This is a genomic window from Paenibacillus sp. AN1007, assembly GCF_040702995.1.
GTDB lineage: Bacteria > Bacillota > Bacilli > Paenibacillales > Paenibacillaceae > Paenibacillus.
Window position 1 is genome coordinate 4,819,468 of record NZ_CP159992.1, and the last position, 13,033, is coordinate 4,832,500.

General features: G+C 47.8%; 12 protein-coding genes, 2 rRNA genes and 1 riboswitch (1 of these 15 cut by a window edge). Of the genes, 5 read left to right on the forward strand and 9 right to left on the reverse strand.

From position 1 onward, the window contains the following. Nucleotides 1-349: 349 nt before the first annotated feature. On the reverse strand, nt 350-1,231 hold the full coding sequence (locus tag ABXS70_RS21700) for a radical SAM/SPASM domain-containing protein (protein WP_342554317.1): 882 nt from the start codon (nt 1,229-1,231) through the stop codon (nt 350-352). Between the two features lie 247 nt (nt 1,232-1,478). Beyond that, a riboswitch (TPP riboswitch) is annotated at nt 1,479-1,581 on the forward strand. A gap of 205 nt (nt 1,582-1,786) precedes the next feature. Here ABXS70_RS21700 and thiM point away from each other — a divergent pair. The 4 genes from thiM to ABXS70_RS21720 all read left to right on the forward strand — a co-directional run bounded on the left by thiM (nt 1,787) and on the right by ABXS70_RS21720 (nt 4,917). Further along, nucleotides 1,787-2,599: a hydroxyethylthiazole kinase gene (gene thiM, locus ABXS70_RS21705; RefSeq protein ID WP_366290809.1), complete on the forward strand. Its 813-nt coding sequence runs from the start codon at nt 1,787-1,789 to the stop codon at nt 2,597-2,599. Further along, nucleotides 2,596-3,408: a bifunctional hydroxymethylpyrimidine kinase/phosphomethylpyrimidine kinase gene (gene thiD, locus ABXS70_RS21710; RefSeq protein WP_342554315.1), complete on the forward strand. Its 813-nt coding sequence runs from the start codon at nt 2,596-2,598 to the stop codon at nt 3,406-3,408. The genes thiM and thiD overlap by 4 nt, the downstream gene beginning before the upstream one ends. Beyond that, on the forward strand, nt 3,408-4,073 hold the full coding sequence (gene thiE, locus ABXS70_RS21715) for a thiamine phosphate synthase (RefSeq protein WP_366290813.1): 666 nt from the start codon (nt 3,408-3,410) through the stop codon (nt 4,071-4,073). The genes thiD and thiE overlap by 1 nt, the downstream gene beginning before the upstream one ends. Before the next feature lie 388 nt (nt 4,074-4,461). Further along, nucleotides 4,462-4,917, forward strand: a complete 456-nt coding sequence (locus ABXS70_RS21720; protein ID WP_342554313.1) for a winged helix-turn-helix transcriptional regulator — start codon at nt 4,462-4,464, stop codon at nt 4,915-4,917. 34 nt (nt 4,918-4,951) lie between these two features. Here the strand turns inward: ABXS70_RS21720 and ABXS70_RS21725 are convergent, their stop codons facing one another. Then, on the reverse strand, nt 4,952-6,139 hold the full coding sequence (locus ABXS70_RS21725) for an MFS transporter (RefSeq protein WP_342556229.1): 1,188 nt from the start codon (nt 6,137-6,139) through the stop codon (nt 4,952-4,954). A 338-nt stretch (nt 6,140-6,477) separates the two neighbouring features. Here ABXS70_RS21725 and ABXS70_RS21730 point away from each other — a divergent pair, with 338 nt between their 5' ends. Further along, nucleotides 6,478-7,227: a MerR family transcriptional regulator gene (locus tag ABXS70_RS21730; RefSeq protein ID WP_342554312.1), complete on the forward strand. Its 750-nt coding sequence runs from the start codon at nt 6,478-6,480 to the stop codon at nt 7,225-7,227. 201 nt (nt 7,228-7,428) lie between these two features. Here the strand turns inward: ABXS70_RS21730 and ABXS70_RS21735 are convergent, their stop codons facing one another. The 7 genes from ABXS70_RS21735 to ABXS70_RS21765 form a co-directional block, all read right to left on the reverse strand. Next, nucleotides 7,429-7,911 carry a hypothetical protein gene (locus tag ABXS70_RS21735; RefSeq protein ID WP_366290816.1) on the reverse strand — a complete coding sequence of 161 codons (483 nt, stop codon included), beginning with the start codon at nt 7,909-7,911 and terminating at the stop codon, nt 7,429-7,431. A 258-nt stretch (nt 7,912-8,169) separates the two neighbouring features. Continuing rightward, entirely contained in the window at nt 8,170-8,826 is a 657-nt protein-coding gene (locus ABXS70_RS21740; protein WP_342554310.1) for a deoxynucleoside kinase, read from the reverse strand. Then, nucleotides 8,823-9,446: a deoxynucleoside kinase gene (locus ABXS70_RS21745; protein WP_366290819.1), complete on the reverse strand. Its 624-nt coding sequence runs from the start codon at nt 9,444-9,446 to the stop codon at nt 8,823-8,825. The genes ABXS70_RS21740 and ABXS70_RS21745 overlap by 4 nt, the downstream gene beginning before the upstream one ends. 330 nt (nt 9,447-9,776) lie before the next feature. After that, on the reverse strand, nt 9,777-10,250 hold the full coding sequence (gene tnpA, locus ABXS70_RS21750; RefSeq protein ID WP_366290822.1) for an IS200/IS605 family transposase: 474 nt from the start codon (nt 10,248-10,250) through the stop codon (nt 9,777-9,779). Nucleotides 10,251-10,535: 285 nt separating this feature from the next. Further along, entirely contained in the window at nt 10,536-11,009 is a 474-nt protein-coding gene (gene tnpA / locus ABXS70_RS21755) for an IS200/IS605 family transposase (RefSeq protein WP_366290822.1), read from the reverse strand. Between the two features lie 186 nt (nt 11,010-11,195). Continuing rightward, a 5S ribosomal RNA gene (gene rrf / locus ABXS70_RS21760) occupies nt 11,196-11,312 on the reverse strand. Between the two features lie 150 nt (nt 11,313-11,462). Then, nucleotides 11,463-13,033: ribosomal RNA gene (locus ABXS70_RS21765) — 23S ribosomal RNA — on the reverse strand; it runs 1,355 nt beyond the window's last position.

Sequence of the window (13,033 nt, forward strand, 5' to 3'; positions counted from 1 at the left end):
TTGTCTGCAAGCCGCAGGCTTGTCTCACGGAACCGCAGCAGTAAGCACTGCCCGGAACCTGTCTTAATCCTACATAAAAAGGAAGATTACAGGAATAATCCCTGGATCACATTTACATTCCCCGGCATAAAAACGGATCGAACTGTATTTATCATCATATTCCATTCCGATGATATGTACCGATATTAACTTGGTATATGCTGTTTTTTACCGTCCTAATTACCATCAAGTTCATCAAAAAAGACTCTATCGTCTGCTTGCAGACAGTAGAGTCTTGGAGTATCTTATTCCTTTTTCGGCAGATCAGTCCTGATCTCGTGTAATCCATCCTGCTATTCTAACTCTTGTCTCAGGCTCCGGCTCCGAACCGCTGACGGTACCCACACTTGCGGCATAATTCCTCTACAGCCTCACGTTTAGAGAAACCGTACACCAGATTGTTCGCACGCTCTCCATCCACAATTTCCGAGAAAGACTTCTCATGGATGTTACCCAGGTTAATAACACCCTCTCCATCCAGACAGCAGGGAACGACGGTTCCGTCCACCAGCACAGCGGCCTGACTGCGCAGTGCATGGCAGAAGCCCCTACCATCATCTTCAGGTGCATCCAGACTTGGCCACTGGAATTCATGATCCTGATTCAGGTACACATTCGGCGCGATTTTTATGCCGCTGCCTGGAACGACTTTTTCCTCAATCCGGAAGTCCAGATTGAATTCACGCTCCAGCACCTCCAGCGTCTCTCGGTTTCGATTCCTCTGTGCATTCGTAAAGTTGTCCTGTGTCAGATTCCATAATCGAAACGAGACAATGACATTATGTTTCACGGCTTCACGTACAAAAGTCAAAATGTTACGCAGATATCCGTCACGGTCGGTAGAGCCTTCATGACCGTCGAAGCTGTGCAGCGAGAAATTCATCTGTCTCAGTGCAGGTTTACCTATCAATTTATGCTGTGTTTTCGGCAGCAGTGTACCGTTCGTTGTAATGTTTACTTTGAATCCTTTGGCATGGGCGGAGTCCAGCAGCACGTCAATTTTGGGATGCAGCAGCGGTTCCCCTTTGACGTGCAGGTAGATGTGTTTGGTGTGCGGTTTGATCTGATCCAATATATTATTAAAGACTTCAGGGTCGATAAATCCTTTGGCACGCTTCGTTTGTGGACAAAAGCTGCATGCCAGATTACAGATGCTCGTAATTTCAATGTATACTTTCTTGAACGTTTTCAACTCAGGGTCCCCATTCTGCCGGGAGGAACACATGTCCTGCCCTCATTCGTAATACGGCCGTATGGGCCAATCTCCATTATATCGGGTTAATGAACGAAGGTAAATCCGAATAACGAATCAAGATAAACCAAATTATTCAGAAACATCTTCTTTTTCTGCGCAGCTTTCAACGTATTCACAGTCAGCCAGTCCTCTTTACATTATGGCAGGATGTGATATAGACTGGGGACATAACTCCATATTTTGCACAATACACTAGGGGAGCCTTACGGCTGAGACGAATCGTTATATTCGGACCCTTTGAACCTGATCTGGATTATACCAGCGGAGGGAAGTGAGCAGCCTTTATGAATAGTGGATTCTCCCTAGTTGTTAAGGGGAACCATCACCATAGTTACAACTGGAAGCCCTGCTCATTTCTCCGGAAATGGGTGGGGCTTTTTTTATATTCCATCGCAAAGGAACCGGACGATTATCTTCTCTATTCCCAACGTGCAAATGGATGTCACATGATTCACCATCATCAGATCATTTTAGATCAAGGAGGAAATTGCGATGTCATATCTTCAACGTGTACGTACACTCAATCCTTTGATTCATAACATTACCAACCTTGTGGTTGCTCCTTTTACTGCAAATGGTCTGCTTGCCCTTGGTGCCTCTCCGTTCATGGCTTATGCTCATGAAGAAGCCGCTGATGCTGCCCGTATGGCTGGAGCAGTCGTTCTGAACATTGGCACATTGGATGAAAGAGTTGTTCAGTCGATCCTGCTGGCCGGGAAGTCTGCCAATGCACATCATGTACCTGTTGTACTTGATCCGGTTGGTGCGGGAGCAACCGCTTATCGCACCGATACGGTGCAGAAGCTGGTTCGTGAGCTTCGTCTCACTGTGCTGCGCGGTAATGCTGCCGAGGTGGCCCATGTCATTGGGGTGCCGTGGAATATCAAAGGTGTGGATGCCGGAACTGGAGAGGGTGACCGGATTGACATTGCGGAGCGCGCTGCACAGCGGCTGGGCTGCATTATCGTCATTACAGGTCAGTACGATGTTATTACGGACGGGTATCAAACATTTCTGACCAGCAACGGACATGCTTTACTCACCCAAGTGACAGGCGCAGGCTGCCTTCTAAGCTCGGTGATTGGTGCTTTCGCTGCCGCTGCCGCACCAGGAGATGATTTACTGCACAGTGTGACCGAGGCAGCTGCCTTTTATGGTGTTTCCGCTGAACGGGCTGCAGCTCGAACAGCTCATCAGGGCCCTGGCAGCTTCCAGATGGAATTTCTAAATCAATTAGCACAGGTGACACCTGAACTGCTCTCGGAGCACGCGCAGATTCGCCAGATTCGGGGAGGTGTACGATGAACATTACGCAGGCATTAACGATTGCAGGTTCTGATAACGGTGGCGGTGCCGGAATTCAGGCTGATCTCAAAACCTTCCAGGAGCTTGGTGTATACGGAATGACGGTGATTACTGCGATCGCTGCACAGAACACTATGGGTGTGCAGGGCGTATTTCCCATCAGTTATGAAGGCATAGCCCAGCAGCTCGATTCAACGGGAGAAGACTTTCAGCCGCGTGCGGTCAAGACAGGCATGCTGTATAGTGCCGAGATTATTCGTCTTGTCGCGGCAAAATGGCAGCAGTTCGGCTGGACCAATCTGGTGATCGATCCGGTGATGGTAGCTAAAGGCGGTGCACCTCTCCTCCAGCAGGAGGCGGTGCAGGCACTTGTTGAGGAGCTGATGCCCCATGCCCTGCTCACAACACCTAACATCCCGGAAGCTGAACTGCTTACGGGTATGAACATAACCAATCTGAACGAACGCGAAGAAGCTGCAAAACAATTGGTACAGATGGGCACAACGTATGCCCTGATCAAAGGAGGACATGAGACTGGTAGCGGAACGGTAGTGGATGTTCTGTACGACGGGCAGTCCTTTCATTACCTGGAGAACCTGCGTGTAATGACACGTCATACGCACGGAACCGGCTGCACCTTCTCTGCTGCCATTACGGCCGAACTGGCCAAGGGTTCTTCTGTTCTGGCTGCCGTTACAACCGCGCGAGCCTTCATTCAGGCAGCCATTGAAGATGAGCTGGGATTCGGGGCCGGGCACGGACCGACGAATCACTTCGCGTACCAGCGCAGACAGCGAGGTGCATGCTGATGCGTAGATGGGATACGGAAGCGGTACGCCGTGCGCTGCAGTTGTATTTGGTGATGGGCAGCGTCAATACGACGCGTGACCCGGTGGAGGTGCTGCGCCAGGCGATCGCTGGCGGCATCACGCTGTTCCAGTTCCGCGAGAAGGGAACTGGCGCCCTGACAGGCGAAGCCCGAACAGCGCTTGCGCTGCGGCTTCGCGAGGTGTGCAGCCAGCACGGGATACCGTTCATCGTGAACGATGATGTGGAGCTGGCTGTGGCTGTAGAGGCCGACGGTGTACACGTCGGTCAGGACGATGCGGACGCGGCGCTGGTGCGCGCCCGCATTGGCGAAGGGCGGATGCTTGGCGTATCCGCCCACTCCGCCCTTGAAGCCCGCCTTGCCGTGCAGGCGGGCGCAGACTATCTTGGCATCGGGCCAATGTACCCGACGCGCTCCAAAGCGGATGCCCACGCTGTGCTGGGCCCCGCCGGGATGGCGGAACTGCGCGCCGCAGGCATCGCGGTTCCGGTGGTTGGTATCGGCGGCATTACGCCCGATACCGCGGCCGCCGTGATGGCGGCTGGAGCCGACGGCGTCGCCGTCATCTCCGCCATCGCGGGCGCGGCCGATGTGCACGCAGCGGCTGCACAGCTCGCCGCGATCCTGCGCAGGGAGCAGGCATAGCCGTGCTCCCTGCCCGAGAATGCAAAGGCTGCAGCCACTCGGTCTGCAGCCTTTGCATTCTTGTTTTATTCTTCTCCTCCTTTGCCTTGTTCTGCAAACTACACATCCTCCTGCATCATTTTTCATCCTTATCCTTCCGCAAACAGTTCATCCTGCAGCGCACCATATCTCCTTCTGTATCCTTTAAATCCTTTCACCTTTCTCACCTTCTTCCCACCTTGCATCACGCACATATCTATTTCATCCCCCACCCCTCCATCCCAAGCATATTTAATATATAAATCATTTCTGTTATAAAGCTTCACATTTACAAAACATTATCTTTTAATTACTATGAATATAAAAGTCTCTTCACGAAATAACCTATATAATAAAAGGGAGTGAGTTTATGGATCAGATCGATAGAAACATCCTGTTCCATATGGAAAACCAAGCCAGATTGTCCATGACCGAATTAGGAAAATTGGTGGGACTTTCACAGCCAGCCGTCACAGAACGTGTAAAACGACTGGAGGAAAGCGGTGTTATTGAAGGGTATCGCACCGTCCTTAATCCGCAAAAATTAGGAAAACAAAGTACATCCTATCTACTATTTCGAACTAGAGAATGCACTGCTTTCCTTGATTTCTGCCGTGTTTCGCCCGAAGTTGTAGAATGTTATCGCGTCAGTGGAGAACATAATTATTTATTGAAAATCATGACAGATTCTATCGCAGACTTAGAGGCATTTGGAAACCAATGTGACAAATATGGAACCTATACTACACTTATCGCAATGTCCTCGCCTATTGCATGTAAAAACCTAATGGAAGAACCCCAGTTCCTGATCTCAAAGGATTCCTAACCGTCCATCTTTTCTAATTTAGATATCTACATTTTTAAGGTGAACTAGGAAATCCGTGTTTTTTAGAGCTCAACGTAATAAGAAGAGCAATAAACAACAATAGCACCAATGAACCTGGCAGGAATCTAGCTCCGATCCAATGAAGCAGGATAGCACCAATCATACCTCCCGCACCGATCCCTAGATTCCATGCTGTTACCAACATCGATTGGGCGATATCGGCACTGCGACCTCCTGCATGTGCAATAGCTGTTTGGAGTAACGTTGCTGCTCCGCCAAAGGTCAATCCCCATGCAGTCACTCCTATAATGATAACAGCCGGCTGATTGCTCCAGATTCCTATCGCCGCTGAGGCAAAAGCAAATATTGCAATACTTAATAGAACCAGTATCCTTAAGTAACGATCAATCAGCAGCCCAATAATCCAAATGCCCATCACTGAAGTTACGCCAAATAGGAGTAAAATCAGATCAACTCTATGGGCCAGTGCTGTATTTGCCAGAAAAGGAGAAATATAAGTATACAAAATATTATGAGCCAGCACCCAGGCCAGCACCACAAGTAAAATAGGCCGGATTCCAGGAAGAAACAGGATTTTATGCAGTGAGAGTTGATTCTGCTTGACCTCGCCTTCATAATCTGGAACTTTCCAGAACACCCATAAGATAAGCGCAAGCGTCAATATAGATATTGTTCCAAAGATTAAACGCCAGCCTACATACGTCCCAAAAAAAGTGCCGATCGGAACACCAAGCGCTAATGCCAAAGGTGTACCTGCCATAGCAACGGCTATGGCTTTTCCTTTTAATGACTCGGGCACCATCCGACGTGCATATCCAGCGGTCATTCCCCACAGCACACCCGCTGCTATTCCTGCACAAAAACGCGCGATTAACGTTATAACATATACCGAAGATACAGCAGTCACCGTGTTAAACAGGAGAAAGCCTATAATACATAACAGCAAAAGAGGTCTACGTCTCCACCCGCGAGTTGCCACAGTCAGTGGAATTGCAGCTGCCAGAGAGCCCGCAGCATACAACGTAACAAGTTGTCCGGCTTTTGCCTGCGTTATGCCAAGACCAATGGCAATCTGAGGGAGTAGTCCAGCAGGCAGGCTTTCAGTAAGTATGCAGATAAATCCTGCCATAGCTAACGCCAGTAGAGCCGCCCATGGAAGGCTTTGTTTTTGGGCATATGTATCATCTTTAATGGAATACATCTCGTTTGAAATCACAATGAAAGCCCCTTTATTCTGTATTTTGGATAGCCCGAATGTTCACTTGCTATCTTTAATAAGCTTACAGAAATGAGCAGGGATTTTGCATACAGTATTAAAGGTACTTGAGCTTGTTAACGAAGAAAAACCTTATTTTTTGCAAGCTTTGCTTTGAATTCCTATGACCCTCTTTTTTGCACCCATGAATGGACAGCGTGTCCGTCCCATGAACGAAAAATAGTCATTCAACTTGGCAGCCTTCCTCCTTCCTCACATAATTAACATGTTGACTCTCACGTAACGTGACAATGTACAATTCATGTTGTAAGGAGGTTTCACTCATGGCCATGAAAGTAAAAGAAGTTTCCGAGCTTGCCTCGATCAGTGTGCGCACACTGCATCACTATGACGAGATTGGGCTGCTCGTCCCGGACGAGTTCACTGCTGCCGGATATCGAATGTATTCCGATGCCAACCTGGAACGATTACAGCAGATTTTATTTTTCAAAGAACTCGGCTTCTCCCTAAAAGAAATCAAAAACATTATAGACGATCCCGCCTTTGATGCGGAGGAAGCACTGCAGATGCACAAGCTCATTTTGCTGGAAAAACGTCAGCGTCTTGATCAAATGATAGCCACCATCGATAAAACCGTATTACACCTGAGAGGAGAAATTAAAATGACTGCCAAAGAACAATTTCGGGGCTTTGATTTTAGTCAAAATCCGTATGAACAGGAAGCTCGTCAGCGCTGGGGCGACCAAGCTGTCAATGAAGCAAACAACCATTTGCAGCATCAGCCTGCAGATAAACAAAAAGAACTGGCTGAGCAGATGAATAACATCTTCAGACGGCTGGCAGCTATTCGCCATACTGCACCTGAATCAGCCGAAGCACAGGCCGAGATTAAACAATGGTACATGGTTCTGAATCAAATCGGAAGCTACTCTCCAGAAGCCTTCGAAGTACTTGGCCAGATGTATGTAGATGATGAACGCTTTACACGAAATATGGATCAGTTTGGTGAAGGACTAGCACAATTCATGTGCAGTGCCATGTCCGTATTTGCCAACTCAAACAAGCAGCAGTAACAAAAAGGACGTAACGCCTGAGGGGCATTACGTCCTTTCTCTATTCCCACTCCCGGCCGCAATGTGAACTATCCTTGTGCCGATGTCCACTCCGAGAACTCCGTAGTTTGATCTTTTCTTACTTTGTTCATCCTGGCTGTACGCTGCTTCGCTGCCCTGCTCCATAACGAAATCACATAACTTACAACCTTTTATCTAACCTTACGCTCTCGGTGCTTGATCCGAGGCAGAAGCTTCTGACGCCATGCTTGTTTTCGCCATCCGGCCTGGAATTTGCCAAGCCGATACAATCGCGAGTGCGATGAACAACCAATCTGTTGGCTCGCTGAAATATTCCTTAATCGTTTCCGTAAACGCACTAATCATTTCTCCATCAAACACCAATGTCAGTGTACTCACATCCGTAAACAACTCCGATGTAAAATAAACCACTGTCAAGTATTTACCGAGCAAAATGCCCACCAGTGCGAACACAACAGCAAAAATTTTATGCATTGTTGCGATTTGTTTGTTCGAGAACAACACGACAGCGTACCCGCAAAGCACACCAACCAGTATGGCAATAAGTCCAACCTCATACTCCGTCATGGCTGCAACCGCAGCCCATACCACACCTCCCAGTATGGCAGCAATCAATCCACCGATGATTGGCATCCCGATTTTAATTCCTTGTTTTTCTTCCACGATGTCTTTCCCTCCTGAGTCATGCTTATACTATATTTCCAGAATTCACCTTTCCTATAAAACCACAAAATGCTTCAAATTTCAACAACTTTCTGAGCTTTTATACTCATATAAATACATATTTATACAAAACATCATCACCTGGACTCTTCATCTTAGAATTATTTTTATAAAAAAACACCTCTCTTACAGCTTGAATCGCTGTAAAAGAGATGTCTATTTCCTCTGAGCTTAATCTTTCAGATGATCTATCCAATATTATAGCTGAGCCTCTTTGGAAGGCTGTATGACAGCTGCAATCTGCTTTAGAATGGCATCGACCGATGCCGGATCATGTACATCATATTCATCAATGTTCAGACGCAGCACAGGGCATGCAGTAAACTGGTTAATCCACACGGAATAGCGCTCATGCATGTGCTCCCAATACGAGCGATCTGTCTGAATCTCCATCTCACGTCCGCGTTCCGTAATCCGATTCAGAATCGATGGCAGACTGCCTTCCAGATAGATCAGAACATCCGGGTGTGGAAAATAAGGCGTCATCACCATCGCTTCAAACAAGCTGCTGTATGTCTCAAAATCGGTAGCCGACATTGTACCCTGATCGGCATGCATCTGTGCAAAAATCCCTGTATCCTCATAAATTGAGCGATCCTGTACGAAACCGCCGCCCATCTCAAAAATCTTTTTCTGCTCCTTAAAACGCTCAGCGAGGAAGTAAATTTGCAGATGAAAGCTCCAGCGCTCAAAATCGTGATAGAACTTTTCCAAGTACGGATTATGATCAACCTGCTCCAGTGAAGTTTTAAAATTCAAACGATCGGCAAGCGCTGCTGTCAGAGTAGATTTCCCCACTCCCACTGTCCCTGCTACTGTGATTAACGCATTCGCCGGAATGCCATAGTTATTCATATGATAAGCTCCTTTACCTGATTAACAATCTGCCTGAAGTGTTCAGGATGTTCCACAAAGTCCAGCTGCTCTGCATCAATTTTAAGAATAATCGGTGGATTTGCCCCATTTGCCAGGTAATCCATACCTGTTTTATAGTCAGCAATCAACTGTTCCATATATGCGGGGTCCATATCCTGCTCAAAGGAACGCCCACGTTTATTAATCCGGTACATCAACGTATCCAACTCAGCTTCGATGTAAAGTACCAGATTAGGTTTTGGCAGGTCATCTGTTAACAAATGATAGATCTGGCGGTATTTATCCCGCTTCGTTCCTTTTAAAGTGCGTTCAGCAAATATCATATTTTTATAGATATGATAATCCGAAATGACCGGGCTGTTCTGTTCAATAAAGTGTGCGCCTGTGTCTTCCAGCTGCTTAAACCGGTTGCACAGAAAAAACATTTCGAGTTGGAAACTCCACTCGTCGATATCCTGATAAAAGGAGGCCAGAAATGGGTTCTCCTCGACAATTTCTTTAACCAGTGGAAGGTTCAATTCCTGGGAAAGCATCGTAGCCAACGTTGTTTTCCCCGCTCCGATCGGACCTTCAACGGCAATAAACGGGGCTGATTTCATTGTGTTACTGTTCCTCCTCGTATATATGCGTGTTCCGTTTCTATATAGACCTCACCTATTGTATCACAGCTTGGAGCATTGGAAGGGCAGTATTTTATGTATATAAAAAGTCAAATCGACATGATTAGCCAAACGTTCTTCATGTAATGAATGGAACGGCATATTGCTCAGCTTATCATTATCATCTAAATCAGGACCACCCGTCCAACGGGTGGTTTGCTCTTGGGGTATAACCCCCTGTTGCCAAACTGCGCCTAAAGACGCTAGCCTGACAGCAGGGCTGTTCAGGCTCAGTGTAATTTGTCTCTTTCACTTACCAGTAAACTGGTTTTACTTCTTTTTGCTTCGATTACTGCTGAATGGATCTTCGTATTCTTTTACACTCAGCTTATCTACCGCCTGATCATGTGCTTCTTGCTCACGAATATACTTTCTTACGGCTGCTTCATTTAGACCCACTGTGCTCACATAGTACCCTTCGGCCCAAAATTTTCGATTTCCGTATTTATACTTAAGCTGGGCATGTTTTTCGAAGATCATGAGCGAACTTTTTCCCTTTAGATATCCCATAAACGTGGAGACCGCAATTTTTGGAGGGATGGCTACTAACATATGGACATGATCGGGCATCATGTGACCTTCTATGATTTCGACTCCTTTGTACTTGCACAAACGTTTAAAGATTTCGATTAAATCTCTTCTCACTTGATTATAGATTTCTTTCCGTCTATACTTCGGGGTGAACACAATGTGGTACTTACACATCCACTTTGTGTGAGCTAGGCTGTAGCTCTTGGTTGCCATGAATGACCATTCCTTTCTTTTTGAGCCTGAACATCTCAATTGTATTGGAATGGTCATAATGGTCAAACCCTTCATCCCTCCACCCGCATAGCGGGTGGTTTTTTGTTTCGCGCGTTTCACGCACTCAACTGGCTAAAGCCATAAATCAGGACCACCCGTCCAACGGGTGGTTTGCTCTTGGGGTATAACCCCCTGTTGCCAAACTGCGCCTAAAGACGCTAGCCTGACAGCAGGGCTGTTCAGGCTCAGTGTAATTTGTCTCTTTCACTTACCAGTAAACTGGTTTTACTTCTTTTTGCTTCGATTACTGCTGAATGGATCTTCGTATTCTTTTACACTCAGCTTATCTACCGCCTGATCATGTGCTTCTTGCTCACGAATATACTTTCTTACGGCTGCTTCATTTAGACCCACTGTGCTCACATAGTACCCTTCGGCCCAAAATTTTCGATTTCCGTATTTATACTTAAGCTGGGCATGTTTTTCGAAGATCATGAGCGAACTTTTTCCCTTTAGATATCCCATAAACGTGGAGACCGCAATTTTTGGAGGGATGGCTACTAACATATGGACATGATCGGGCATCATGTGACCTTCTATGATTTCGACTCCTTTGTACTTGCACAAACGTTTAAAGATTTCGATTAAATCTCTTCTCACTTGATTATAGATTTCTTTCCGTCTATACTTCGGGGTGAACACAATGTGGTACTTACACATCCACTTTGTGTGAGCTAGGCTGTAGCTCTTGGTTGCCATGAATGACCATTCCTTTCTTTTTGAGCCTGAACATCTCAATTGTATTGGAATGGTCATAATGGTCAAACCCTTCATCCCTCCACCCGCATAGCGGGTGGTTTTTTGTTTCGCGCGTTTCACGCACTCAACTGGCTAAAGCCATAACAAAAAGACACACTTGATATGATCAAGTGTGTCTTTGATTTTGCTTGGCGGCGTCCTACTCTCCCAGGACCCTGCGGTCCAAGTACCATCGGCGCTAGAGGGCTTAACGGTCGTGTTCGGGATGGGTACGTGTGGAACCCCTCCGCCATCGCCACCAAACGCGATTGGATCGAAGCTGTGCTTCTTTCCATTCAGATGAAACTGAAAACCAACCACACCTTAAGGGATGTACCGATTTTCATGTCATTCAGAGTGTTGTTCTCTGAAAACTAGATTCGAAACGAAACTTACGCGACTCAAAACCTGCTATTGGATAAGCCCTCGACCGATTAGTACTGGTCAGCTCCATGCATTGCTGCACTTCCACCCCCAGCCTATCTACCTCGTCGTCTTCAAGGGGTCTTACATACTGGGAAATCTCATCTTGAGGGGGGCTTCACGCTTAGATGCTTTCAGCGCTTATCCCGTCCGTACATAGCTACCCAGCGGTGCTCCTGGCGGAACAACTGGTACACCAGCGGTACGTCCATCCCGGTCCTCTCGTACTAAGGACAGCTCCTCTCAAATTTCCTACGCCCACGACAGATAGGGACCGAACTGTCTCACGACGTTCTGAACCCAGCTCGCGTACCGCTTTAATGGGCGAACAGCCCAACCCTTGGGACCTACTTCAGCCCCAGGATGCGATGAGCCGACATCGAGGTGCCAAACCTCCCCGTCGATGTGGACTCTTGGGGGAGATAAGCCTGTTATCCCCAGGGTAGCTTTTATCCGTTGAGCGATGGCCCTTCCATGCGGTACCACCGGATCACTAAGCCCGACTTTCGTCCCTGCTCGACTTGTAGGTCTCGCAGTCAAGCTCCCTTATGCCTTTGCACTCTTCGAATGATTTCCAACCATTCTGAGGGAACCTTTGGGCGCCTCCGTTACTCTTTAGGAGGCGACCGCCCCAGTCAAACTGCCCACCTGACACTGTCCCCGTACCCGCTAAGGGCACCAGGTTAGAACCTAGATACGATCAGGGTGGTATCCCAACGGTGCCTCCACACAAGCTGGCGCTCATGCTTCAAAGGCTCCCACCTATCCTGTACAGATCGTACCCAAATTCAATATCAAGCTGCAGTAAAGCTCCATGGGGTCTTTCCGTCTTGTCGCGGGTAACCTGCATCTTCACAGGTATTAAAATTTCACCGGATCTCTCGTTGAGACAGCGCCCAAGTCGTTACGCCATTCGTGCGGGTCAGAATTTACCTGACAAGGAATTTCGCTACCTTAGGACCGTTATAGTTACGGCCGCCGTTTACTGGGGCTTCGGTTCACAGCTTCGGATTGCTCCTAACCACTCCCCTTAACCTTCCAGCACCGGGCAGGCGTCAGCCCGTATACTTCGCCTTACGGCTTCGCACAGACCTGTGTTTTTGCTAAACAGTCGCTTGGGCCTTTTCACTGCGGCCCCCTCGTGCTATTCACACTACCGGGGCACCCCTTCTCCCGAAGTTACGGGGTCATTTTGCCGAGTTCCTTAACGAGAGTTCTTCCGCGCGCCTTAGAATTCTCTTCTCGCCTACCTGTGTCGGTTTGCGGTACGGGCACCTTCATCTGGCTAGAGGCTTTTCTTGGCAGTGTGAGATCATGACCTTCGCTACTGTAATTTTCACTCCCCATCACAGCTCAGCCTTATGATGTGCGGATTTGCCTACACATCAGCCTTACTGCTTGGACAGGCATCCATCAGCCTGCGTCACTACCCTACTGCGTCCCCCCATCGCTCGTAACGATTTACGGTGGTACAGGAATTTCGACCTGTTGTCCTTCGACTACGCCTTTCGGCCTCGCCTTAGGTCCCGACTTACCCTGAGCGGACGAGCCTTCCTCAGGAA